Origin of the sequence: Isoptericola sp. NPDC056578 (assembly GCF_042793275.1) — a bacterium.
In the GTDB taxonomy this organism is placed as follows: domain Bacteria; phylum Actinomycetota; class Actinomycetes; order Actinomycetales; family Cellulomonadaceae; genus Isoptericola.
This window is the reverse complement of sequence record NZ_JBHTVC010000014.1, coordinates 1-22,560: the sequence shown is the minus strand read 5'-3', so window position 1 is coordinate 22,560 and position 22,560 is coordinate 1. Positions and strand designations below refer to the sequence as shown.

Below are 22,560 nucleotides of genomic sequence, written 5' to 3'. Positions count from 1 at the left end.
CCGGGGCCGACAGCTTGACACGGTACCCCCTAGGGGTATGGTGGACCCATGACCGACACCGGCACGCCCCTCCCCGACCTCGCGGCCGACGGCGGCCACCCGCACGACGGGCCGCACGGCTACGCCTCCGACAAGGAGGCCTACCTCAAGCGCATGCGCCGCATCGAGGGTCAGGTGCGCGGCATCGCCCGCATGATCGACGAGGACGTGTACTGCATCGACATCCTCACCCAGGTGTCCGCCGTGACCAAGGCGCTGCAGGCCGTGTCGATCGGCCTCGTCGAGGACCACCTGGGCCACTGCGTCGTCGACGCCGCCCGCGCCTCCGAGGCCGAGGGCGCCGCGAAGGTCAAGGAGGCCGCCGACGCCATCGGCCGCCTCGTCCGTTCCTGATCCACCCGCCGATCCACCCTCGACGAAGGAGCACGCATGAGCACCGTCACCACCCTGGGCGTCACCGGCATGACCTGCGCCAACTGCGTCGCGCACGTCACCAAGGACCTCTCCGCCGTCCCGGGCGTCGTCGACGTCAGCGTCGAGCTGCACGTCGGCGGCACCTCCGACGTCGCGGTCTTCTCCGACGCCCCGCTCGACGAGGCCGCGCTGCGCGAGGCCGTGGACGAGGCCGGGTACGACGTCGCGTCGGTCGCCGTCCAGCAGGACGCGCTCGCCGCCCAGCAGGCCGCGCAGGCGCCCGCCCGGCAGCACGCCCACGACGGGGCCTGCGGCTGCGGCCACGAGCACGCCGCGCGCGAGCACAAGACGTACGACCTGACCGTGCCCCCGCGCGCCTGAGCCGCACCGCTCGCCCCCGCGAGCCACCCCGCGGACCGCCTGCCGAACCGTCGCCCGCTCCCCGAGCGTCCGCGACCCAGGCCCTCCGCGCCGCGCCGTCGTCGCCCCGACGCGGCGCCCCCACCGCGACCCCGCCACCCCGGTCGTCGCGGGTGACCTCCACCCAGCACCTCAGGGAGTCACCCTCATGAGCACCCCCACGTCCTCGCCGGTCGACCCGGCAGGACCTGCCCCGGCCACGCCGCCGATCCTCGAGATCGACCTCGCCATCGAGGGCATGACCTGCGCCTCCTGCGTGGCCCGCGTCGAGAAGCGGCTCAACCGCGTCGACGGCGTCACCGCCACCGTCAACCTGCCGCTCGAGAGCGCGCACGTCGAGCTCACGTCGCCCGTCGACGACGCCGCGCTGGTCGAGGCCGTCGAGAAGGCCGGCTACGGCGCCCGCGTCACCGGCCGCCGCGACGTCGCCCGGCCCGTGCCGGACCCTCAGCCGGCTCCGGTGCACCCCGAGCCCGACACCTCCGCCACCGCGCCCGCCCCGTCCGACGCGCAGCGCGCCCCGGCCCGCCCGTCGTCGGACACGTCGGCTCCGGGCGACGCCCGCGGGGCCGACCTGCGCCGGCGGCTCGTCGCGTCCGCGGTGCTCACCGTGCCGGTGGTGGCGCTGTCGATGATCCCCGCGCTGCAGTTCACGGGCTGGCAGTGGCTGGTCGCCGCCGCCGCGCTGCCGGTCGTGACGTGGGGCGCGTGGCCGTTCCACACCGCGGCGGCGCGGGCCGCCCGGCACGGCGCGTCCACGATGGACACCCTGGTCTCGCTCGGCGTCATCGCCGCGACCCTGTGGTCGGTGTGGGCGCTCACGCTCGGCGGCACGGGCGAGCTCGGCATGCGGATGCGGCCGTCGCTGATCCCGTCCGAGTCCGGCGGCACCCCCGAGCTGTACTTCGAGGTCGCGGCCGTCGTCACGACGTTCCTGCTCGCCGGCCGGTACGCCGAGCACCGCTCGCGCCGCCGCGCGGGCGACGCCCTGCGCTCCCTGCTGGAGCTGGGCGCCAAGGACGCCGAGCGGGTGCGGCTCGCCCCTGACGGCACGCCGCTGACCGGGCCCGACGGCGGGCGCGTCACCGAGCGCGTGCCCGTCGCGGACCTCGCCGTCGGCGACGTGTTCGTCGTGCGGCCGGGCGAGAAGGTCGCCACCGACGGCGAGGTCGTCGAGGGCGCGAGCGCCGTCGACACCTCGCTGCTCACGGGCGAGCCGGTCCCGGTCGACGTCGGCCCCGGGGACGCCGTCACCGGCGCGACCGTCAACACGTCCGGCCACCTGCTGGTGCGCGCGACCCGCGTGGGCGAGGAGACGACGCTCGCGCAGATCGGCCGGCTCGTCTCCCAGGCCCAGACCGGGAAGGCGCCCGTCGCCCGGCTCGCCGACCGCATCTCCGCCGTGTTCGTGCCGATCGTCATCGGGCTGTCCGTGCTCACCCTGGTGGGCTGGCTGCTGGCCGGCGCCGACGTGCAGCTCGCGTTCACCGCCGCCGTCGCCGTCCTGATCATCGCCTGCCCCTGCGCCCTCGGGCTGGCGACGCCCACCGCGCTGCTGGTCGGCACCGGCCGCGGCGCGCAGCTCGGCATCCTCATCAAGGGCCCGGAGATCCTGGAGTCCACCCGCCGCGTCGACACCGTCGTGCTCGACAAGACCGGCACCGTCACCGAGGGCCGCATGGAGGTGGAGCGCGTCGTCGCCGGCGCCGCCGGCGAGCGAGAGGTGCTCGCCTACGCCGGCGCCGTCGAGGCACTCAGCGAGCACCCGATCGCCCACGCGGTGGCGGCCGCCGCCACGGAGCTGTCAGGACGAGCGCAAGGTACGCCGGGCGCAGAGCCTGACACGTCCGGAGGGACGGGGGCGGACGGCGTCGGGATCGGCGCGCTGCAGGCGTTCGACTTCCGCGCCACGCCGGGCGGCGGCGTCGAGGCGGTCGTGCGGCGGGCACACTCGGGCCTCGCCGGGCTGGGGGTCGACGGCGGGCTCAACGCCCGGCGCGTGCTCGTCGGGCAGCCCTCGTGGCTGGCCGGGCAGGGCGTCGCGTTCGACGGCGACGGGACGGACGGGCTGGCCGCCGAGTTCGACGACGCCGAGGCGACCGGGGCGAGCGCCGTCGTCGTCGCGTGGGACGGCGCGGCCCGCGGCGTCGTCGTGCTGCGCGACCCGGTGAAGGCGACCTCCGCCGAGGCCGTCCGCGAGCTGCGCGACCTCGGCCTGCGGCCCGTGCTGCTCACCGGCGACGGCGAGGGCGCGGCCCGCGTCGCCGCCCGCGAGGTCGGCATCGCCGACGAGGACGTCATCGCCCGCGTGCTCCCGCAGGACAAGGCCGCGGTCGTGACCCGGCTGCGCTCCGAGGGCCGGGTCGTGGCGATGGTCGGCGACGGCGTGAACGACGCCGCCGCGCTCGCCACCGCCGACCTCGGGCTCGCGATGGGCACGGGCACGGACGTCGCGATCGAGGCGAGCGACATCACGCTCGTGCGCGGCGACCTGCGCTCGGCCCCCGCCGCCGTCCGCCTGTCGCGCGGCACGCTGCGCGTGATCAAGCAGAACCTGTTCTGGGCGTTCGCCTACAACGTGGCGGCGATCCCGCTCGCCGCGGCGGGGCTGCTCAACCCGATGATCGCCGGGGCGGCCATGGCCGCGTCGTCCGTCATCGTCGTCGGCAACTCGCTGCGCCTGCGCCGGGCCGGCTGACCTCTGCTGACCCGCGTGTGCCGTGAGCATGTCGGTGGCCCTGTTCCGGTCGCGGAACAGGGCCACCATCATGCTCGCAGCACGGACCCGGGTCAGCGGAAGCGGCGACCCTCGTCGCGGCGGTAGGCGCCGACGGCCAGGACGGCGAACAGCAGCGTCCAGCCGAGCAGCACCACCCACGCGAGCCCGTAGGCGGGCTCGCCGGTGAGCGCCTGCACCAGCAGGTCACGACCGGCGCGTGTCGGCGTGGCCTGCGAGATCGCGTCCAGCCACGACGGGAACGCCTGCGGCGGCAGGAACAGGCCGCCCGCGAACGCCAGCGGGAACAGCACCGCCTGCACCACCGGCAGCGCGGCCTTGGCGGACAGCGAGTAGCCCACGGCCATGCCCAGCAGCACGAACGGCACGGAGACCAGCAGGATCGTGCCCACCCCGGCGAGCAGCTGCCCGAACGTCACCGTCGCGGCGGTGAACAGCCAGCCGATGAGGATGAGCGGCACCAGCCCGAACAGCGCGAAGATCGCGCCGTTGCCGATCCGCGCGACCATCCGCGGGCCGGGGCCGGCGGGCAGGGAGCGCAGGAACGGGTCGAACGGGAGCTGCCGGTCCTCGGCCACGCCCAGCCCGTAGGTGAACAGGCTGGCCGAGCAGACGGCGAACAGGCCGAGGCTCGCCACCGACATCGTGGCCCAGAGCGGGTTGTTCGCGACGTCGCGCTGCGGCACGACGAAGAAGAACATCGCCAGCGCGGGGAACAGCATGTTGCCCAGCACCGCGATGGGCACGCGCACCGTCTCGAGGAACTGGTAGCGCAGGTGCAGCCAGGTCAGCCGCAGCGGTCCCGGGGCCGTCCCCGCCCGGGCGGGGGTCGTCGTCGCGCTCATCGTGCCGCCTCCGTCACCATCTCCTCGAACGCCTCCTCGAGGCTCGCGCCCCGGATGCGGAGGTCGTGGAAGTCCATGTCGTCGCGCACCAGCGACCGGACGAGCTCGTCGGCGTCCGCCGTGTACAGCTCCTGCGTGCCGTCGTCGAGTCGTTCCGCGCGCACGACGCCGGGCCACGCGGCCAGGTCGGCCGTCGCCCGCAGCGCCACGCGCCGCAGGCCCACACGCCGCAGGATGGCGTCGAGCGTGTCGTCCGCCCGCACCACGCCGCGGTCGATGACGACGACGCGCTGCGCCAGCGCCTGCACCTCCTCGAGGTAGTGGCTGGTGAGCAGCACCGTGCCCCCGGCCGCGTGGTAGGCGCGGACGGCGTCCCACAGCGCCTGGCGGGCGCCGACGTCGAGGCCGGTGGTGGGCTCGTCGAGCAGGACGACGCGCGGCCGCCCCACGAGCGACAGCGCGACGGCGAGCCGCCGCTTCTGCCCGCCGGACAGCGCCCCCGTCTGCCGCCGCGCCAGGTCGGTGAGCCCGAACTGCTCCAGCAGCTCGCCGGTGGGCACCGGGTCGGCGAAGTGCCCGCCGACGAAGTCGACGACCTCGCCCACCCGCAGCGTGGCGGGCAGCCCCGTCTCCTGCGGGGTGATGCCGAGCCCGGCGCGGCTGGCGGCGTCGCGCGGGTCGCCGCCCAGCAGGCGCACGGTGCCGGCGTCCGGGCGGCGCTGGCCGCTGACCAGCGAGAGCAGCGTGGACTTGCCGGCGCCGTTGGGCCCGAGCAGGCCCACGAGCTCGCCGGGGCCGACGTCGAGCGACACGTCGTCGAGCGCGACGACGTCGCCGAACCGCCGGGTGACGCCGCGCACGGCGACGACGGCCGCGGCGGGGGGTGCGGTGGGGGGTGCGAGCGGCGCCCCGGCCAGGGCGGGGGCGCGCTCCGGGGGTCGGGTGCGGGTCATGATCCGGCTCCTCTCAGCAGGCCGGTGAGGGCCTCTTGGTAGTCCTCGAAGGCGCGACGCCCGTGCGGGGTGAGCGCGAGGTACGTCGCGGGGGTACGACCCTCGTGGGTCTTGGTGACGCGGACGTAGCCCGCGTCCTCGAGCTTGCGCAGGTGGGTGGACAGGTTGCCGGCGGTCATGTCGAGCAGCTTCTGCAGCTTGGGGAAGCTCAGCTCGTCACCGGCGTCCAGGGCGGCGAGCGTCGCGACGACCCGGAGCCGGGCGGGCGCGTGGATGACCGGGTCGAGGGCGTCAGCCACGGCCCACCTCCGCGTCCGCGCGGCGCCGGCGGCGGCGCCGCACGATCCGCAGGTGCTCGACGGCGGCCATCACGAGGAAGCCACCGCCGCCCGCGAACGCCATCACCAGGTAGGTGAGGGGCAGGCCGGCGAGCGTGGCGGCCGCGGCGACCAGCAGGATCCACGCGCCGAGGACGAAGAGGCTGCGGTCGTCGAACGCGACCGCCCCGCCCAGGTACAGGAGCCCGACGACGAGGCACGCGCCCCCGTTGCTGACCAGGCCCATGAGCTCGCCGTCGGCGCCGGCGCGGGCGAGCCCACCGAGGAACGCGCTGAAGGTGAGGAAGCCGAGCATCCACGCCCAGCCGTACATCGCGCCCGTGCGGGCGGAGACGCCGCGCGTGCCCGAGGTACGGCTCATGGTGTGCACCATGGTGAAGACGACGGCCGCCGCGAGCGCGCCGGCGAAGACCCAGTACGCCCAGGCCTCCGGCTGCTCGCGTCCCTGCGCGCTGGACCACAGCACCAGGTAGCCGGCGAGCCACGCGACGCCCCACACCCCGTAGAGCGCGCGGCCGTCCGGCCCGAGGGCGGCACGGGCGCGGTCCTGCTGCTCGCGGATGAGCCGCAAGGAGTCGGCGGCGGCCAGCCCGGCGTCGTCGTCGCCGGGACGGTCAGGGTGGTCGGTCATCGCTACCTCGCAGAGGACTGAACAGAAAACTTTGTGCTGCAAACTGCTTTGTCGATCATGGCACCGAGCAGCTCCACGCACAAGACCCCAATAATGTGATATCACTTTGCTATCGCATCGCCGGACCGCCCGGCCCCGAGCACAGGAGCTGCCATGCCCGAGAGCACCGCCCCCGTCCAGGACTCCGTGGGCGGCGAGCCCACCGGGCGGCCCGTCGGCCACGACGGCACCCGCGTCGACGTCGCGGAGCGCCCCGCCTGGTCCGTCGGCGCGGGCGGCGCCGTCCTCGGCGTGGTCGTGTCGCTGCTCGTCCTGGCCCTCGGCACGCTCGGCGCCGTCTCGAGCGACGCCCCGGCCATGGTGGGGGTGCTGGCGGTCGGCCTGCTGCTCGCGCTCGCCGTGCTCACCGGCATCTCGGTGATCAGCCCCGGCGAGACGCTGGTCGTGCAGCTCTTCGGCCGCTACCTCGGCACGATCCGTCGCACGGGCCTGGTCATGACCGTCCCGCTCAGCACGAGGCGCCGCGTCTCCGTGCGGGTGCGGAACTTCGAGACCAGCGAGCTCAAGGTCAACGACGCCGACGGCAACCCCATCAACATCGCCGCGATCGTCGTCTGGCAGGTCGCGGACACCGCCAGGGCGAGCTTCGCCGTCGAGGACTACGACGACTTCGTCTCCGTGCAGGCGGAGTCGGCGCTGCGGCACGTCGCCATGTCCCACCCGTACGACGGCGGCGACGGCGTCGAGTCGCTGCGCGGCGCCACGGAGCTCGTGTCCGGGGAGATCGCGACCGAGGTCGCGGCCCGCGTCGCCGTCGCCGGCGTCGAGGTCGTCGAGGCCCGCATCTCCAACCTCGCCTACGCCCCCGAGATCGCCCAGGCCATGCTGCAGCGCCAGCAGGCCGGCGCGATCATCGCCGCCCGGTCGCGCATCGTCGAGGGCGCCGTCTCGATGGTGGAGGACGCGCTGAACCGCCTCGAGTCGGAGGGCGTCGTCACGCTCGACGACGAGCGCCGCGCCACCATGGTGTCCAACCTGCTGGTGGTGCTGTGCGGCGAGAGCCGCGCCACGCCCGTCGTCAACGCGGGATCGCTTTACCAGTGACGCCCGCGGCCCCTGCACCGGGGGACGAGCCCGGGGACGACGCCGCGTCCCCGGGCACCGAGCGCCCCGAGGGTCCCGGGCGCCCCGCCCGGCCTGCGCGCAAGCAGGTGCTGCTGCGCCTCGACCCCGCGATCCACGACGCCGTCGCCCGCTGGGCCGCCGACGACCTGCGCAGCGTCAACGCCCAGATCGACCTGCTGCTGCGCCGCGCGCTCAAGGACGCCGGTCGGCTGCCGCGCGACGCGGCACCCGCCCGGCGTCCGGGCCGTCCCCCGTCCACCTGATCGTCCAGGGGCGGGTGCTATAACCGGACGGTGGCCGACCCGCAGACGATGACGCCCGCGGCGCGACGCCGCACCACCGCCGAGATCTGGATCGTGCTGGGCCTCAGCCTGGGGCAGAGCGGCGTGTACGCGCTGGTCAACATCGTCGCGCGGCTCACGGCCGAGACCCCGCTCGCACAGCAGTCCGCGACCCTCAACGCGAGCCAGTCCGACCGCTCGCTGCTCGACCTCACCTACCAGCTGCTGGGGATCTTCTTCGCGCTGGTCCCGGTCGCGCTGGCGCTGTACCTGCTCAGCGGGCGGGCCGGCGCCACGTGGCGGGGCACGCGTCGCCGGATCGGCCTCGACTGGGGTCTCGAGGGCGCCCGGCCGGGCCGCGACGTCGCGTGGGGGTTCGCGCTCGCCGCCGCCATCGGCATCCCGGGCCTCGCGTTCTACGGCCTCGGCCGCCTGCTCGGCATCACCGTCCAGGTGCAGGCCAGCGCCCTGAACGAGCACTGGTGGACCGTGCCTGTGCTGATCGTCGCCGCCCTGCAGAACGGGCTGCTCGAGGAGGTCGTGGCCGTCGCGTACCTGCACGAGCGCACCCGCGACCTCGGCTGGTCCCGCCTGTGGTTCGTCGTGTGGAGCTCGTTGCTGCGCGGCTCCTATCACCTGTACCAGGGCATCGGCCCGTTCTTCGGCAACGTCGTGATGGGCGTCGTCTTCTCCTGGTTCTACACCAGCCGGTGGGGGCGGCAGCGGGTCGTGCCGCTCGTCGTCGCGCACACCCTGCTCGACGTCGTCGCGTTCGTCGGCTACGCGCTCCTGCCGCAGGAGTGGAAGGACGCGCTCGGTCTCTGACCCCCGCCGAGGTAGCTCGTCTCGAACTACCTCGGCGGGAGACGAGCTACCTCGGCGTGCGCAGGGCGTGCAGCCCCTCGCGGTGCGCGGCCTGCGCCTCCGGGTCGGGCAGCGGCAGCGAGGCCAGCAGCTGCTTGGTGTAGTCCTCGCGCGGACCGCCCAGCACCTGCTCGCCCGTCCCCTCCTCGACCAGGTGCCCGCGGTAGAGCACCGCGATGCGGTCGGCGAGGAGGTCCACGACGGCCAGGTCGTGCGACACGAAGAGGCAGGCGAAGCCCAGCTCCTTCTGCAGCTCGGCGAAGAGCTCCAGGACGCGCGCCTGCACGGACACGTCGAGGGCCGACGTCGGCTCGTCGGCGATGAGCAGCTCCGGGTCGAGCGCCAGGCCGCGCGCCAGCGACGCGCGCTGCCGCTGCCCGCCGGACAGCTCGTGCGGGTAGCGGTCGCCGTAGCTGCGGGGCAGCTGGACGGCCTCCAGCAGCTCGTCGACACGACCGCGCGCGGCCTCCGGGTGGCGTGCCCGACCGTGCACGACCAGCGGCTCGGCCACGCACTCGGCGATGGTCAGCAGCGGGTTGAACGACGTGGCCGGGTCCTGGAAGACGAAGCCCAGCCGCGGGCGCATCGCCTTGAGGTCACGCCCCTTGGCGCCGAGCATCTCCGTGCCGAGCACGCGCAGCGACCCGCCGCTGACGGGCGTGAGCCCGGCGATCGCGCGCGCGATCGTCGTCTTGCCCGATCCCGACTCCCCCACCAGCCCGAGCACCTCGCCCGGACGGATCGCGAGGTCCACGCCGTCCACGGCCGTGAACGCCGGCTGCCGGAACCGGCCCGGGTAGGTGATGGTCAGCCCCTCGGCCCGCACCACCGGCTCCGACGACTCCCACCCCTCGGGCCGGGACGCCGCGCGCTCCACGGCGCGGGCGGTGCCCTCCCCGACGCGCGGCACGGCCTTCAGCAGCGCCCTCGTGTAGTCGGCCTGCGGGTCGGCGAACAGGTCCTTGACCGGCGCCTGCTCCACGACCTTGCCCTGGTACATCACGGCGACGCGGTCGGCCAGGTCCGCCACCACGCCCATGTTGTGCGTGATGAGCACGATGGCGGTGCCCGTCTCGTCGCGCAGGTGGCGCAGCAGGTCGAGGATCTCGGCCTGGACGGTGACGTCCAGCGCCGTCGTCGGCTCGTCCGCGACGATGAGGCTCGGCCCCAGCACCAGCGCCATCGCGATGACGATGCGCTGCTTCTGCCCGCCCGAGAACTGGTGCGGGTAGTGGTCCACGCGGTGCTCCGGGTCGGGGATGCCGACCGTGCCGAGCACCTCGATCGCCCGCCGCCGCGCCTCCTTCTTCGACACGTCGCCGTGCGCCCGGATGCCCTCGGCGATCTGCCACCCCACCGTGTACACGGGGTTGAGCACGCTGGACGGCTCCTGGAACACCATCGCCACGTCGCGGCCGCGCACCTGGCGCAGCTTCGCCGCCGAGACGGCGACGACGTCCGTGGTCGCGCCGTCGCGCCCGGTGAGCACGACGGCGCCGCTCGTGGTGGCCGTCTCCGGCAGGAGGCCCAGGATGGTCTTGGCCGTGACGGTCTTGCCCGAGCCGGATTCGCCGACGACGGCGAGCACCTCCCCCGGCTGGACGTCGAGGCTCACGCCGGCGACGGCCCGCACCGGGCCGGCGTCCGTGGCGAACGAGACCTCGAGGTCCCTGACCGACGCGACGGCGCCGTTCGACGCGACCGCGCCGTTCGACGCTGCGGCGCTCGATGCGACGGCGCTCATGCGTCGTCTCCCTTCGGGTTCTCCTGCGAGTGCTCGGCGGACGCCGGGTTCTCCGGGTCGGAGGCGTCCGCCTCGACCGACGTCGCCGCGACCGCCCCCGCCACCTTGCCGGAGCGTGCGCGCGAGCGCAGGCGCGGGTCGGCCAGGTCGTTGAGCGACTCGCCCATGAGGGTCATGCCCATCGCCGCGAGGACGATGGCGAGACCCGGGAACAGCGCGGTCCACCAGATGCCGGAGGTGACGTCGGCGAGCGAGCGCTGCAGGTCGTAACCCCACTCGGCGGCCGCCGTCGGCTCGATGCCGAAGCCGAGGAAGCCGAGCCCCGCGAGCGTGAGGATCGCCTCCGACGCGTTGAGCGTGACGATCAGCGGCAGCGTGCGCGTGGAGTTGCGCAGCACGTGGCGGGTCATGATGCGCCAGTGCCCGGTGCCGAGCACGCGCGCCGAGTCGACGAACGCCTCCGCCTTGATCCGCACCACCTCGGCGCGCACCACCCGGAAGTACTGCGGCACGAACACCACGGTGATCGACAGCGCGGCGGCGAGGATGCCGCCCCACATGCTCGACTGCCCGCCCGAGATGACGATGGCGAGCAGGATGGCGAGCAGCAGGGACGGGAACGCGTAGATCGCGTCCGCGATCACCACGAGCACCCGGTCGAGCCAGCCGCCGAAGTACCCCGACACCAGGCCGAGCAGCACGCCCACGACGATCGACGCCACGACCGCGACCAGCACGACGAGCAGGGACGTCTGCGCGCCCCACACCACGCGGGACAGGACGTCGTAGCCGCCGACGGTGGTACCGAACCAGTGCTCCGCCGACGGCGGCTGCTGGGCACCGAACGCGACGCCGTCGCCGCTGCGCAGCTGCGACCAGCCGTACGGCGCCAGGAGCGGCGCGAAGACCGCGACCAGCACGAACAGCGTGGTCAGGACGAGGCCCGCGACGAGCATGCCCCGCTGGAGCCCGACGCTCTGGCGCACCTGGTGCACCACCGGCAGCTTCTTGAACCAGGCCCCGCGTCCGGCGACGTGCTCGGGGGCGGCGCCGGCCGTGCCGACGCTCGTGATCTCTCCGCTGGTCATCAGTACCTCACCCTCGGGTCGATCAGGGCGGCGAGGACGTCCACGAGGAAGTTCGTCACCGCCACGACCACGGCCATCAGCACGACGATCCCCTGCACGGCGACGAAGTCGCGCGCCTGGAGGTACTCCGACAGCTGGAAGCCGAGGCCGCGCCACTCGAACGTGGTCTCGGTGAGCACGGCGCCCACGAGCAGCATCGCGACCTGCATGCCGGCCACGGTGATGATCGGGATGAGCGCCGGACGCCACGCGTGCTTGCGCACGAGGCGGCTCTCCTTGACGCCCCGCGAGCGGGCCGCGTCGATGTAGCCGGTGCCGAGGGTGCCGATCATGTTGGTGCGCACGAGGCGCAGGAACACGCCGGCGGTGAGCAGGCCGAGCGCGATCGCCGGCAGCGCGGCGTGCGACAGCACGTCGAGCACGACCTCGGGGTCGCCCGTCTTGAACGCGTCGATCAGCATGAACCCGGAGTCGGCCCCGGCGAGCTGCATCGCGATCTCCCCGTCGGTGGACACGCGCCCGGCCACCGGGAACCAGCCCAGCCAGACGGAGAACACCAGCTTGAGGACGAGGCCGGCGAAGAACACCGGCGTCGCGTACGCGAGGATCGCGAGGATGCGGAGCACCGCGTCCGGCAGACGGTCGCGGAAGTAGCCGCTGACCATGCCGAACGGGACGCCCAGCACGAGAGCCACGAGGATCGCGTAGGACGCGAGCTCCAGCGTCGCCGTCCCGTAGGTGGTGAGCACCTCGGTGACCGGCCGGTTGTCGCTGATCGTGGTGCCGAAGTCGCCGGAGAAGATCCCGGTGAGGTACTCCCAGTACTGGACGATGATGGGTCGGTCGTAGCCGGCCGCATGGATCAGCTCGGCGAGCTGGTCGGGCGGAAGCTTGCCGCCCAGTGCGGCGGTGATGGGGTCACCGGTCGCGCGCATGAGCACGAAGACGGTGGTGACCAGGATGAACACGGTGGGGATGATGAGCAGGAAGCGCACCAGGACGTAGCGTCCCAGTGCGCTTCCTGCCGTGCTACGGGCAGCCACGAGAAGAGCTCAGTCCGTCTCTCAGCCCTTGGCCATCGCGGCGTAGCGGACCTTGAACGACGCGTCGAGCGTGTCCTCGACGCCCGTGACGTCGGCGCCGGTGACCGCGACCTGCGCACCCTGCAGGTACGGGACGGTCGACAGGTCCTCGGCCTCGGCCTCCTGGATCTGGCCCAGGAGCTCGGTGCGCTTCGCCTCGTCGACCGTGACGGCCTGCTCGAGGATCATGTCCTCCACGTCCTGGTTCACGTAGTGGTTGCCCAGGAAGTTCTCCTTGAGGAAGAACGGCGTGAGGTAGTTGTCCGCGTCCGAGTAGTCCGGGAACCAGCCGAGCTGGTAGGCCGGGTAGACGTCGGACGTGCGGTCCTTGGAGTACTGCACCCACTCGGTGGTCTGCAGGTTGACCGTGAACAGGCCGCTCTCCTCGAGCTGGTCCTTGATGAGCGCGTACTCGTCGCCCGACGACGGGCCGTAGTGGTCGTTCGAGTACTGCAGGTTCAGCTCGACCGGGGTGGTGACGCCGGCGTCGTCGAGGCGCTTCTTCGCCGCGTCGGCGTCGGCCCCGCCCTGACCGTCGCCGTACATCTCCTTGAGGGGCTCCGTGGCGCCGGTCAGGCCGTCCGGGACGAAGGAGTACAGCGGGGTGTAGGTGCCCTTGTAGACCTGGTCGGCCAGGGCCTCGCGGTCGATGAGGTCGGCGACGGCCTGACGCACCGCGGTCGCCTTCTCGGGGTCGGCGTCCGGCTGCTTCTCGCCGTAGGGCTGGGTGTTGAAGTTGAACGTGATGTAGCGGATCTCGCCGCCGGGCCCGTCGACGACCTTCACCGCGTCGTCGCCGCGCAGGTCCTCGATGTCCGTGGGCGACAGCGACCGGAGGGCGACGTCCACCGAGCCGTCCTGCACCTCGAGCTTGAGGTTGGAGGCGTCCGTGAAGTACTTGGCGGCGACCTTCGGCGTCTTGGCCGCGCCGAGGATGCCCTGGTAGCCGTCGTACGCCTCGTAGCTGATGAGCTCGTTGGTCTTGTAGCTCGTGATCGAGTACTGGCCGGCGAACGCCTTGCCGTCGACGATCTCCTGGTCCGGCGTCACGGCGTCGGCCGAGAAGACGTCCTCGTCCACGATGGGACCGACGGGGGACGACAGGATCTGCGGGAAGATCTGGTCGTTCTCGCTCTTGAGCTTGAAGACGACGGTCGTGTCGTCCGGCGTCTCCACCGAGTCGAGGTTGTACAGCAGCGACGACGGGCCGTTCTCGTCCGCGATCGCGAGCTGGCGGTCGAAGGTGAACTTGACGTCGGAGGACGTGAGGTCGTTGCCGTTGGCCCACTTCAGGCCCGGCTTGAGCTTGACCGTGTACTCCTTGGGCGACGTGAACTCCGCCGACTCCGCGATGTCCGGCTCCACGTCGGGGCTGCCGTACGGGGTGTTCAGGAGGAACGGGTAGATCTGGTTCATCACCGCGAACGACCCGTTGTCGTACGACCCGGCCGGGTCGAGCGACGTGATCTTGTCGGTGGTGCCGACGACCAGCGACTCGGCGCTGCCTCCGCCGCCGCCGCTCCCGCCGTCGCCGGAACCCCCGCCGCACGCGGTCAGCACCAGCGCGAGCGCTGCGGTTCCTGCGGCGCCGGCAAGCAGCCGTCGCGAGCCTCTGATGGCACTCATGGTCGTGGTCCCCTTCGTCCAGGCCGGCCGCGGCGGGTGGCCGCGGACTCGTCACGATGCGGGCGTTTCTAGCACACCGGTGTGTCGCCGTGGTCACGGGCGTGGGTCACACCCTGGCCGGTGATCGCATCGTGGTCCGGGAACCTACCACCGCTCTCTACCTCGTGTCACAGGCCGTGAGGCCCGGTAACACCTAGACTTTCCGGCATGTCCGGAGCGAGCACCGCGGGTCCTGCCCAGGATCCTTCGCACCGGAGCCCCACGGGCGACGCCCTGCCACCGACGGGGCCGCTGCGGGCGCTGCTCGGCGGCGACGCCTCCGACCAGGGCACGCCGACCGACCTCGTGCGCGTCGTCGACACCCCCGAGGCCCGGGTGCGGCACCCGTCCGACATGCTCGGCATGGTGGTCAGCGCCCTGGGCGTGGCCCTGGTGCTCGTGCTGTCGGTGGTCGCGCACGCCACCACCGAGGGCGTCACCCAGGACGTGCGGACCTTCAGCTCCCTGCTCGCGCGCATCCTCTTCGTCCCGGTCGCGCTGCTCGAGGGCCTCATCACCCTGTTCGTGCCCGCGGCCGTGCTGGTGGAGCTGGGCTGGCGCCGGCTGGGCCGGCAGGTCGTCGAGTCCATCTGCGCGGCCGCGCTCGGGCTCGTGCTCGGCGTCGTCACCGCCCTGACCATCTCCCGGTTCGGCAGCGACGAGCTGGTGCGCGGCCTGTCCGTGTACACCGACGGTGCGTGGCAGCTCACCATCCCCGGGTACGTCGCCGCGATCGCCGGCCTGCTCACCACCGCCGGCCCGCGCACCCGCCGGCGCACCGTGCGCTGGTCGTGGAACGTGCTGTACCTGGCCCTGTTCATCGTGCTCATCACGGGGCAGGTGTCGCTGCCGGGCGTGCTGGTCGCCCTGCTGCTGGGCCGCCTCGCCGGGCAGGCGGTGCAGTACGTGTCCGGCGTGCGCAGCGAGCGCGCGTACGGCGCCGACCTCGTGGCGGCGGTGCGGCGGGCCGGGTTCCACCCGACGGCGCTGGTGCGGGTGCGCGACGTCTCCGCCGTCGTCGACGACGAGGCGGACGCCGACCGCGCGCCCCCCGTGCCGGAGGACCCGGTGGCGTCCTACGACGCCGACGGCGACGTGGTCGACGAGGCCACGGACGACGAGCTGACCCTGCCGCCGGACCCGACCACGGCGGACGCGGCGGCCGTGGCCCTCACACGCTCCGGCGACAACCGGGTGTACGCGCTGTTCACGGGCGACGGCGAGCCCCGCCGCGACGTCGTGGTGCTCGACGGCGACCGCCAGGTGCTCACCACGGTGCAGCGGCTGTGGCGCGCGCTGCGGCTGCGCGGCCTCGAGGGCCGCGCCGCGATCTCGCTGCGCGCCGCGGCCGAGCGCACCGCCCTGCTCGCGTACGCCGCGCAGGCGGCCGGTGTGCGCACCCCACGGCTGGAGGGCATCGGCGTCGCCGACGACTCGGTGGTGCTGGTGCAGGAGCACGCGCGCGGCGCCGTCTCCCTGCGCGACCTCGAGCCCGACGACCTCGACGGCACGCGCGGCGACGCCGTGCTCGCCCAGGCGTGGGAGCAGCTGCGGCGGGCCCACGACGCCGGGCTGACCCACCACGCCCTGACTCCCGACGTCGTGCTGGTGCACCGCGACCTGTCCGGTGCGCCGCACGTGTGGCTCACCGGGTGGGAGCAGGGCGAGATCGCGTCGGGCACCCTGTCGCGGCGGCTGGACCTCACGCAGATGCTCGCGCTGCTGGCGCTGCGGGTGGGCGCGCGCCGGGCGCTCGCCTCCGCGGTGCGCGCCCTGCCCGACGAGGACATCGCCGCCATCGGGCCGCTGCTGCAGTCCATCGCGCTGCCCAGCCCGACGCGCGAGGAGGTGCGGCGCACGAAGGGCCTGCTGGACGAGCTGCGCGAGGCGCTCGTCGAGCGGCTGCCGCAGGCGGACGTGCAGCCGCAGAACATCACCCGCTTCGGCGCCCGCACGGTCATCATGCTGACCCTGACGATCGTCGCCGTCACCGTGATCGTCACGACGTTGAACTTCGAGGAGATCGCCTCGGCGATCACCGAGGCCAACCCGTGGTGGGTCGCGGCGTCGTTCGTGCTCGGGGCCATCACCTGGTTCGGCGCGGCGCTCACGTTCAGCGCGTTCTCGCCGGAGAAGCTGCCGCTGTGGCGCGCCACGCTCACCCAGATGGCCGGGTCGTTCGTCGCGCTCGCCGCCCCCGCCGGCATCGGGCCCGCGGCGCTCAACCTGCGGATGCTGACCCGTCGCGGCGTGTCCACGCCGATGGCGGTCGCGACCGTCGCGCTGGTGCAGCTGTCGCAGTTCGTCGTCACGGTGCTGCTGCTGGTCGTGCTGTCGGTGTCCACCCGCTCCGGCGGCCTCATCGACCTGCCCTCGACCACGGTGCTGCTCGCCATCGCGGGCGTCGCCATCGCCGTCGTCGCGATCCTGCTGGTGCCGTCCGTCCGCCGGTGGGCGTGGGAGAAGGCGCGCCCGACGCTGGAGCAGGTGTGGCCCCGGCTGTCGCAGATGCTGGGCCAGCCCACGCGCCTGGCGCTGGGCCTCGGCGGCAACGTCATCATGACGCTGGGCTACGTGCTCGCGTTCGACTTCGCCCTCGCCGCGTTCGGGCAGTCGCTCAACCTCATCGACGTCGCGGTGATCTACCTGGTCGGCAACTCCGTCGGGGCCATGGTGCCCACCCCCGGCGGCCTGGGCGGCGTCGAGGGCGCGCTCATCGCCGGGCTCACCGCGGCCGGCATCCCGGCGTCCCTCGCGGTCACCGTCACCATGCTCTACCGCGTCGTCACCTACTGGGCCCGCGTGCCGATCGGCTGGGTGGCGATGAAGCGCCTGGAGAAGACGGGCGACCTCTGACCGACCTCTGAGGAACCTCAGCCGCGGCGCCACGCCGCGCGGTCAAGACACATGTCTCATACCGTGTCCCCGTGAACCGGGCCAGGGGGATCCTCAGTGCGCTCGCGGCGCTCACGCTCGCCGCGCTCTCCGCCGTCGTGGCGCCCACGACGTCCTCCGCGGCGACGACCGCGGGCTGGGCCGCGTGGGACCCGTTGACCGGCTCCGCCGGCAGCTGGTCGACCACGATGCAGCTGCCCGCGGCCGGCTTCCCCGCCGCGACCATGACCTCCAACTCACGCGGGGGCACGGTCGGTGTCGTCTCGGGAGCCTCGTCGTGGCTGTCCGACGCGACACCGCCCGGGGAGGTCTTCGGCTCGAGCCGGAACCAGCCGTACGTCAACCTGCGCCCGCAGGCCGACCGCCCGACGACGCCGTCGACCACCGTCTACACCTTCGAGCGGCCGACGCCGGCGGGCGGCTGGGCGTTCGTGCTCGGCGACATCGACGCCGACTGGGTGCGCGTCTCCGCCGTCGGGGCGGACGGGCAGCAGCTCACCGCCGACGAGCTCGGCTGGCAGGGCGCCTTCAACTACTGCCAGGGCGCGGGCTCGCCGTCGTGCACCGACACGGAGGTCCCCACCTGGGACCCGGCCACCCAGCAGCTCTTCGGCAACGCGACCGCGACCGACACGAACGGCGCGACCGGCTGGTTCCGGCCCACCGTGCCCGTCACGCGGCTGACGATCGGGTTCTTCCAGCGCTCCGGCTTCCCGGTGTACCAGACGTGGTTCGCGTCGTTGGCCCGCGACGTCACGGGCACCGTCACCACGGACGACGGCGCCCCGCTCGAGGGCGCGACCCTCACACTGTTCGGCCCCGACGGGACGGCCCTCGCCACCACGACGTCCGCCGCGGACGGCGCCTACGCCTTCGAGGGCTACACCGCGGCACCCGGGTACCGGGTGGAGCTGACGGAGCTGCCCGGGTCGTCGGACGCGCACCGGTTCGGGCTCGTCGCCGTGGGTCCGACCGTCGTGGGCGACGTCGACCTCGGCGAGACCGACGGCACCGCCGACTTCCAGGCCCGCGACATCGAGCCCGTCGCCGTCAGCGGCACCGTGCTCGACGACGACGGCAACCCCGTGCCCGGCGCCACCGTGACGCTGACGCCGGTGGGCGGCGGCGAGCCGATCACCGTCGTCACGAGCTCGCGCGGCGAGTACCTGGTGGACGACGTCGCCTGGGACGTCGCGAACGACCGGCCGCAGGAGTACGAGCTCTCGCTCGGCGACCTGCCCGAGGGGTTCGTGGTCACCGGGACGCCGCCGAACCTCGTGGTCGACGTCGGGCAGGAGGAGGCCAGCACCGGCAACGACTTCACCGTCCGGGGGCCGGCGACCGTGTCCGGCGCCGTGACCGCGGGCGGGGAGCCCGTGGCAGGGGTCGTGGTGACGCTCGGCGACCGCAGCACGACCACCGGAGCGGACGGCACCTACGCGTTCGAGGGCGTGCTGCCCGGTGACCGCACCGTGGCCGTGCAGGCCCCGGACGGCTACACCGTGGACGGCCTCGCCACGCGGGACGTCGCCGTGGGCACCGACGACGTGACCGGGGTCGACTTCGCCCTGGCGCGACCGGGCGCGGTCGGCGGCACCGTCACCGACGACGCGGGCGACCCGGTGCCGGGCGCCACCGTCACGGTCGTGGGCCCCGACGGCCCCGTCACCCTGACGACGGACGACGCGGGCGACTACTTCCTGGGCGACCTCCCGCCGGGCGACTACGCGATCACGCTGAGCGTGCCCGACGGGTACACGGCCGACGAGACCGAGCGGACCATCACCCTCACCCCTGCCGGGGAGAGCTTCCTGGCCGAGGACTTCGCCGTCGTCGCCGGCCCCGTGACACCGCCCGCGCGCCCCGTCGGCGGCACGGTCACCGACCCCGACGGCGCCCCGGTGCCCGGGGCGGAGGTGACCGTCACCGACGCCGAGGGCGCCGAGGCGGCCACCGCCACCACCGACGACGACGGCGCGTGGACCGCCGACCTGCCGGACGGCGCGTACACGGCCACGGTCACGCCGCCCGAGGGCTACGTCGTCGAGGGCGACGCGTCCCGCGGGTTCGAGGTGGCGGGCGGCGAGGTGACCGGCGTCGACTTCGTCCTCGCCGCGCAGGACGCGGCGCCGAGCCCGTCGCCCGACCCGACCGCGAGCCCGGCCCCCACGACACCGGCGACGCCGGCCGCCCCGGGCACCGGGGCGGGGCCGTCCGACGGCGGGTCCGCGACGCCGGGCGGCGGCAGCCTGCCGGTCACCGGCGCCGAGGTCGGGGCGGCGGCGCTGGGCGCGCTGCTGCTGGTCACGGCCGGTGGCCTGCTGCTGCGGGCGTCGCGGCGGCGGGCGGGCGCGGCCGAGAGCTGACGCCGGTCCGGGGGGACGGCGTCGCCGCTCACCGCCTGGCCGCCGGGGCGACCCCGCGGTCAGGCGGTGAGCATCCCCGTGGCGGAGCGCACCAGCTCCTCGGTGAGGACGTCGAGCGGCGGCAGGCCGAGGTCGCCCTTCTCGTCGTCGGCCTCCCACGCCGCGACGGCGGCGACCACCGCGCGCGAGACCGTGGCGACGCGCAGCCCGGCCAGCGGCTCGACGCCGTCGCACGCCACCGTGCGCATGAGGTCGAGCAGGTCGAGCGTGCCGACCACCGGGACCTCGACCCCCTCGTAGCGCTTCACGTCGCGCCGCACCCAGTCCATGAAGACCAGCGGCCGGTCCTGGAGCACGGCCTGCGTGTAGCGGGCCCACGAGCTGGGCCGCAGCCCCTCGACCGCCGACACGAACGGCACGACGTACGCGCGCACCAGCCCCTCCGGGTCCCGCTCCCGCCCCTCGCCCACGAGCTCGGCGACCATGCGCGCGCGGTGCTCGTTGATCGGCCTGCTGCGCCAGTAGTAGAGGGCGTCGAGCATCGTCTGCCGCGACCCGAAGTGGTACGTGACGGCCGAGTTGTTGCGGTGCCCCGCCGCCCGGACGATCGCCCGCGAGCTCGCCCCCTCGAACCCGGAGCGCGCCACGAGCCGCTCCGCGGCGGCCAGCAGCGCGAGCTGCGACGCGTTCGGGTGGAGAACGTTCTTCAGGTCGTCGGCGCGCATCCCCCGGAGCGTAGTCACGCCCGGCCGACGGACGCGATCCCCGGCGTCCGCCGGCCGGGATCCGGACGCCCGGACGGTCGCGCACGCGCCCGTCGCGCGTGGCATGCTCCTGGAGGGCCCGGGCCGGACGCGCCGGTCGTCGCGCCCGGGGAGGCGCGATGACCGTGACGGACCTGCCGACGCCGTCGTGCGCCGTCGGACCCGACGGACCCGGCGCGACCGCGGCGTCGGCCGCCGCCGAGGAGCTCGACCGCGTGCTCGCCGGGCTGCAGTGGCGGTTCGTGGCGCGTTCCCGGCACGCGCTGGCCGCCGGCGCGTGGGCGGAGCACACCTCCGGGGACGCCGCGCTCCTGCTGGTCACCGACGGCCTCGTACGCGTGCGCGGCGTGGGCGACGTCGCCGACCTGGCGCCCGGCGACTTCCTGTTCCTGCCGCACGGGCCGCGCTTCGAGGTGCACGCGCTGTCCGACGCGGCCGTGCAGTGCGTGCGGGTCGCGCCGGTCGGGGCGGACGACGGCGCGGGCGTGCTGCCCGCCGCCGTGCTCCTCACCGAGCTGCCGCAGACCGAGCCGACGGCCGCGACCATGCTGCGCTCGCTGGTGGAGGACTACCGCGCCCCGCGCAGCGTGCTGGGCGACCGGGTCGTCACGCTCGTCGCGTCGATGGCGATCAGCGCCTGGTACGCGCGCGGCTGCGCCCCGGCCCGCTGGCTCATGCAGCGCGAGGACCCGGGCCTGGCGAGCGCCGTCGCCGCGATCCACGCCGACCCCGGCCGCGAGTGGACGGTGGACGACCTGGCGCGGGTGGCGCTCGCGTCGCGGTCCGGGTTCGCCGCCCGGTTCCGGTCCGCCACGGGCCTGACGCCCGGCCGCTACCTGGCGCAGGTGCGGGTGGCGCACGCGCGCTGCCTGCTGACGGCGGGCGACCTGCCGGTCGCGACGATCGCCCGCCGCCTGGGCTACGGCTCGGACACGGCGTTCGGCCGCGCCTTCCGCCGTCACACGGGCGCGACGCCGTCCGAGTACCGCCGCGACAGCGTGCTGCGCACCAGGACCCCGCCCGCGACCGCGGCCACCGCCGCCACGAGGTAGGTCCAGCCGACACCCACGGAGTCGACGCCGAGACCACCGACCGCGGACCCGAGGATGATCGCCGTCTGGAACGCCGCGACGACGAGCCCGCTGCCCGCCTCGACCTGGTCCGGCATCATCCGCGTGATCCACACCTGCACCACGTTGAGGATGCCGCCGAACGCCGCGCCCCAGACCACCACGGCCGGGTAGACGAGCAGCGGCACGGCGGACGCCAGCCCGACGGCGGCGACGCTCGCTCCGACGGCCACGGGGACCGCGAGGAGCAGCACCGCGAGGTGCCGGTCGACGAGCGCGCCGATCGCGAAGTTGCCGACCAGGCCGCCGGCGCCGAACATCGCGAGCAGCACGGCGACCGTCCCGACGTCCGCACCGGGCAGCAGCGACAGGGCGGGCCGCACGTACGTGTAGCCGGCGAAGTGCCCGCCGATGACCGCCACGATCGCCACCAGCCCCAGCGCGACGCCCGGCGACCGCAGCGCTCGGCCCGTCGCCGACCAGCCGATGCCGGGCGTCGGCGCCACGGGCGGCAGGGCGACGCGCATCGCGACCGCCGTCACCACCGTGACCACCGCGGCGGCCACGAACACGACCCGCCAGCCGGCGGCGGCGGCGAGGATCACGCCCAGCGGCACCCCGGCCACCGTGGCGACCGTCGTCCCGGCATTGACCACCATCATCGCCTTGCCGACCCGGTCCGCCGGGACCAGCTGCGTCGCGATGACCAGCGACATCGACCAGTAGCCGCCCAGCGCCGCACCCAGCAGCAGCCGGGCGGCCATGAGCACGCCGATGCTCGGCGCCAGCGCCACCAGCACGTTGGAGGCGACCGCGCCCAGCGCGAGCACCACGAGCAGCGTGCGGCGGTCGGTGCGCGGGAAGAGCGAGCCCAGCACCAGGGCGGTGGCCAGCGCCGTCAGGGCCGTGGCGCTCACCGACAGGCCGACCACGCCCTCGGAGACACCGAGGTCCTGCGCCACCGGGGTGAGCACCCCCGGCGGCAGGAACTCCGCCGTCACGAGCGAGAAGCTGCCCAGGAACATCGTGGCCAGCGCCAGCGCGGCGCGCCGGCGCGGGAGGGGGCCGGGCGCCCCCGGGACCCTCGTCGGGGCCGTCGTCGTGGCCGCCGCGGGAGCCGCGGCGGTGTCGATCGGGTTCGTCGTCATGCTGGTCGCAACAACGCGCGGCGGCGCCCGGGCCGACCGGGACGCCGACGGACTCGATCCAGACGCCACGCGCCGGGTGGGGCCCGCGCTCATGCCCGGGCACTGCCCGGGAACGGCCCGGGCACGCCGG

The 22,560-nt window shown here is 74.3% G+C and carries 19 protein-coding genes; 9 read left to right on the top strand and 10 right to left on the bottom strand.

All coding sequences use genetic code 11. The features are described from left to right. Positions 1 to 48 precede the first annotated feature (48 nt). The 3 genes from ACFQ80_RS07820 to ACFQ80_RS07810 all read left to right on the top strand — a co-directional run bounded on the left by ACFQ80_RS07820 (position 49) and on the right by ACFQ80_RS07810 (position 3,532). On the top strand, positions 49 to 393 hold the full coding sequence (locus ACFQ80_RS07820) for a metal-sensitive transcriptional regulator (protein ID WP_430552350.1): 345 nt from the start codon (positions 49 to 51) through the stop codon (positions 391 to 393). Positions 394 to 429: 36 nt separating this feature from the next. Next, a complete protein-coding gene (locus ACFQ80_RS07815) occupies positions 430 to 795 on the top strand; it encodes a heavy-metal-associated domain-containing protein (RefSeq protein WP_430552351.1) in 366 nt (121 codons plus the stop codon). 187 nt (positions 796 to 982) lie between these two features. Beyond that, positions 983 to 3,532: a heavy metal translocating P-type ATPase gene (locus tag ACFQ80_RS07810; protein WP_430563250.1), complete on the top strand. Its 2,550-nt coding sequence runs from the start codon at positions 983 to 985 to the stop codon at positions 3,530 to 3,532. A 92-nt stretch (positions 3,533 to 3,624) separates the two neighbouring features. On the opposite strand, the gene ACFQ80_RS07805 is transcribed toward ACFQ80_RS07810, so the two are convergent. From ACFQ80_RS07805 to ACFQ80_RS07790, 4 genes are read right to left on the bottom strand one after another with little or no spacing between them, the layout of a single operon-like run. Beyond that, a complete protein-coding gene (locus tag ACFQ80_RS07805; protein ID WP_430552353.1) occupies positions 3,625 to 4,416 on the bottom strand; it encodes an ABC transporter permease in 792 nt (263 codons plus the stop codon). Beyond that, positions 4,413 to 5,369, bottom strand: a complete 957-nt coding sequence (locus ACFQ80_RS07800) for an ABC transporter ATP-binding protein (RefSeq protein WP_430563249.1) — start codon at positions 5,367 to 5,369, stop codon at positions 4,413 to 4,415. The genes ACFQ80_RS07805 and ACFQ80_RS07800 overlap by 4 nt, the downstream gene beginning before the upstream one ends. Then, entirely contained in the window at positions 5,366 to 5,668 is a 303-nt protein-coding gene (locus tag ACFQ80_RS07795) for a transcriptional regulator (protein WP_430552355.1), read from the bottom strand. The genes ACFQ80_RS07800 and ACFQ80_RS07795 overlap by 4 nt, the downstream gene beginning before the upstream one ends. After that, positions 5,661 to 6,338, bottom strand: a complete 678-nt coding sequence (locus tag ACFQ80_RS07790) for a hypothetical protein (protein ID WP_430552356.1) — start codon at positions 6,336 to 6,338, stop codon at positions 5,661 to 5,663. Before ACFQ80_RS07790 ends, ACFQ80_RS07795 begins: the two co-directional genes overlap by 8 nt. A 153-nt stretch (positions 6,339 to 6,491) precedes the next feature. Between ACFQ80_RS07790 and ACFQ80_RS07785 the strand changes: the two genes are divergently transcribed. From ACFQ80_RS07785 to ACFQ80_RS07775, 3 genes are read left to right on the top strand one after another with little or no spacing between them, the layout of a single operon-like run. Then, positions 6,492 to 7,442, top strand: a complete 951-nt coding sequence (locus ACFQ80_RS07785; protein WP_430563248.1) for an SPFH domain-containing protein — start codon at positions 6,492 to 6,494, stop codon at positions 7,440 to 7,442. Beyond that, positions 7,439 to 7,726, top strand: a complete 288-nt coding sequence (locus tag ACFQ80_RS07780; protein WP_430563247.1) for a hypothetical protein — start codon at positions 7,439 to 7,441, stop codon at positions 7,724 to 7,726. Before ACFQ80_RS07785 ends, ACFQ80_RS07780 begins: the two co-directional genes overlap by 4 nt. A 48-nt stretch (positions 7,727 to 7,774) precedes the next feature. Then, on the top strand, positions 7,775 to 8,569 hold the full coding sequence (locus ACFQ80_RS07775; protein WP_430552371.1) for a CPBP family intramembrane glutamic endopeptidase: 795 nt from the start codon (positions 7,775 to 7,777) through the stop codon (positions 8,567 to 8,569). 46 nt (positions 8,570 to 8,615) lie between these two features. On the opposite strand, the gene ACFQ80_RS07770 is transcribed toward ACFQ80_RS07775, so the two are convergent. Genes ACFQ80_RS07770 through ACFQ80_RS07755 form a run of 4 tightly spaced genes read right to left on the bottom strand, consistent with a single transcriptional unit; the run spans position 8,616 to position 14,148 of the window. Beyond that, complete coding sequence (locus ACFQ80_RS07770; protein ID WP_430563246.1) at positions 8,616 to 10,352, bottom strand: dipeptide ABC transporter ATP-binding protein; 1,737 nt, start codon at positions 10,350 to 10,352, stop codon at positions 8,616 to 8,618. Next, a complete protein-coding gene (locus tag ACFQ80_RS07765) occupies positions 10,349 to 11,440 on the bottom strand; it encodes an ABC transporter permease (RefSeq protein WP_430552360.1) in 1,092 nt (363 codons plus the stop codon). The genes ACFQ80_RS07770 and ACFQ80_RS07765 overlap by 4 nt, the downstream gene beginning before the upstream one ends. Next, positions 11,440 to 12,483 (bottom strand): ABC transporter permease, encoded by a 1,044-nt coding sequence (locus ACFQ80_RS07760; RefSeq protein ID WP_430552361.1) that lies wholly within the window; start codon positions 12,481 to 12,483, stop codon positions 11,440 to 11,442. The genes ACFQ80_RS07765 and ACFQ80_RS07760 overlap by 1 nt, the downstream gene beginning before the upstream one ends. A gap of 21 nt (positions 12,484 to 12,504) precedes the next feature. After that, a complete protein-coding gene (locus ACFQ80_RS07755) occupies positions 12,505 to 14,148 on the bottom strand; it encodes an ABC transporter substrate-binding protein (protein WP_430563245.1) in 1,644 nt (547 codons plus the stop codon). A 207-nt stretch (positions 14,149 to 14,355) separates the two neighbouring features. On the opposite strand from ACFQ80_RS07755, the gene ACFQ80_RS07750 reads away from it, so the two are divergent. Beyond that, entirely contained in the window at positions 14,356 to 17,043 is a 2,688-nt protein-coding gene (locus tag ACFQ80_RS07750) for a flippase-like domain-containing protein (protein WP_430563244.1), read from the top strand. 71 nt (positions 17,044 to 17,114) lie between these two features. Next, positions 17,115 to 19,448, top strand: a complete 2,334-nt coding sequence (locus tag ACFQ80_RS07745) for a collagen binding domain-containing protein (protein WP_430563243.1) — start codon at positions 17,115 to 17,117, stop codon at positions 19,446 to 19,448. A gap of 59 nt (positions 19,449 to 19,507) precedes the next feature. On the opposite strand, the gene ACFQ80_RS07740 is transcribed toward ACFQ80_RS07745, so the two are convergent. Then, positions 19,508 to 20,173: a TetR family transcriptional regulator gene (locus ACFQ80_RS07740; protein WP_430563242.1), complete on the bottom strand. Its 666-nt coding sequence runs from the start codon at positions 20,171 to 20,173 to the stop codon at positions 19,508 to 19,510. A gap of 158 nt (positions 20,174 to 20,331) precedes the next feature. Between ACFQ80_RS07740 and ACFQ80_RS07735 the strand changes: the two genes are divergently transcribed. Next, positions 20,332 to 21,264, top strand: coding sequence for a helix-turn-helix domain-containing protein (locus ACFQ80_RS07735; RefSeq protein WP_430552366.1), 933 nt, complete (start codon positions 20,332 to 20,334; stop codon positions 21,262 to 21,264). Here the strand turns inward: ACFQ80_RS07735 and ACFQ80_RS07730 are convergent. After that, the gene (locus ACFQ80_RS07730) at positions 21,171 to 22,430 is read right to left on the bottom strand and encodes an MFS transporter (RefSeq protein ID WP_430552367.1); all 1,260 of its coding nucleotides are present in this window, start codon (positions 22,428 to 22,430) and stop codon (positions 21,171 to 21,173) included. The two genes, ACFQ80_RS07735 and ACFQ80_RS07730, sit on opposite strands and share 94 nt — an antisense overlap. Between the last annotated feature and the right edge of the window lie 130 nt (positions 22,431 to 22,560).

Excerpts from the sequence above, each read along its gene's own strand:
- ACFQ80_RS07820 (WP_430552350.1), top strand. The coding sequence starts at position 49 with ATGACCGACACCGGCACGCCCCTCCCCGACCTCGCGGCCGACGGCGGC.
- ACFQ80_RS07815 (WP_430552351.1), top strand. The coding sequence starts at position 430 with ATGAGCACCGTCACCACCCTGGGCGTCACCGGCATGACCTGCGCCAAC.
- ACFQ80_RS07810 (WP_430563250.1), top strand. The coding sequence starts at position 983 with ATGAGCACCCCCACGTCCTCGCCGGTCGACCCGGCAGGACCTGCCCCG.
- ACFQ80_RS07805 (WP_430552353.1), bottom strand. The coding sequence starts at position 4,416 with ATGAGCGCGACGACGACCCCCGCCCGGGCGGGGACGGCCCCGGGACCG.
- ACFQ80_RS07800 (WP_430563249.1), bottom strand. The coding sequence starts at position 5,369 with ATGACCCGCACCCGACCCCCGGAGCGCGCCCCCGCCCTGGCCGGGGCG.
- ACFQ80_RS07790 (WP_430552356.1), bottom strand. The coding sequence starts at position 6,338 with ATGACCGACCACCCTGACCGTCCCGGCGACGACGACGCCGGGCTGGCC.
- ACFQ80_RS07785 (WP_430563248.1), top strand. The coding sequence starts at position 6,492 with ATGCCCGAGAGCACCGCCCCCGTCCAGGACTCCGTGGGCGGCGAGCCC.
- ACFQ80_RS07775 (WP_430552371.1), top strand. The coding sequence starts at position 7,775 with ATGACGCCCGCGGCGCGACGCCGCACCACCGCCGAGATCTGGATCGTG.
- ACFQ80_RS07770 (WP_430563246.1), bottom strand. The coding sequence starts at position 10,352 with ATGAGCGCCGTCGCATCGAGCGCCGCAGCGTCGAACGGCGCGGTCGCG.
- ACFQ80_RS07765 (WP_430552360.1), bottom strand. The coding sequence starts at position 11,440 with ATGACCAGCGGAGAGATCACGAGCGTCGGCACGGCCGGCGCCGCCCCC.
- ACFQ80_RS07755 (WP_430563245.1), bottom strand. The coding sequence starts at position 14,148 with ATGAGTGCCATCAGAGGCTCGCGACGGCTGCTTGCCGGCGCCGCAGGA.
- ACFQ80_RS07750 (WP_430563244.1), top strand. The coding sequence starts at position 14,356 with ATGTCCGGAGCGAGCACCGCGGGTCCTGCCCAGGATCCTTCGCACCGG.
- ACFQ80_RS07740 (WP_430563242.1), bottom strand. The coding sequence starts at position 20,173 with ATGCGCGCCGACGACCTGAAGAACGTTCTCCACCCGAACGCGTCGCAG.
- ACFQ80_RS07735 (WP_430552366.1), top strand. The coding sequence starts at position 20,332 with ATGACCGTGACGGACCTGCCGACGCCGTCGTGCGCCGTCGGACCCGAC.
- ACFQ80_RS07730 (WP_430552367.1), bottom strand. The coding sequence starts at position 22,430 with ATGACGACGAACCCGATCGACACCGCCGCGGCTCCCGCGGCGGCCACG.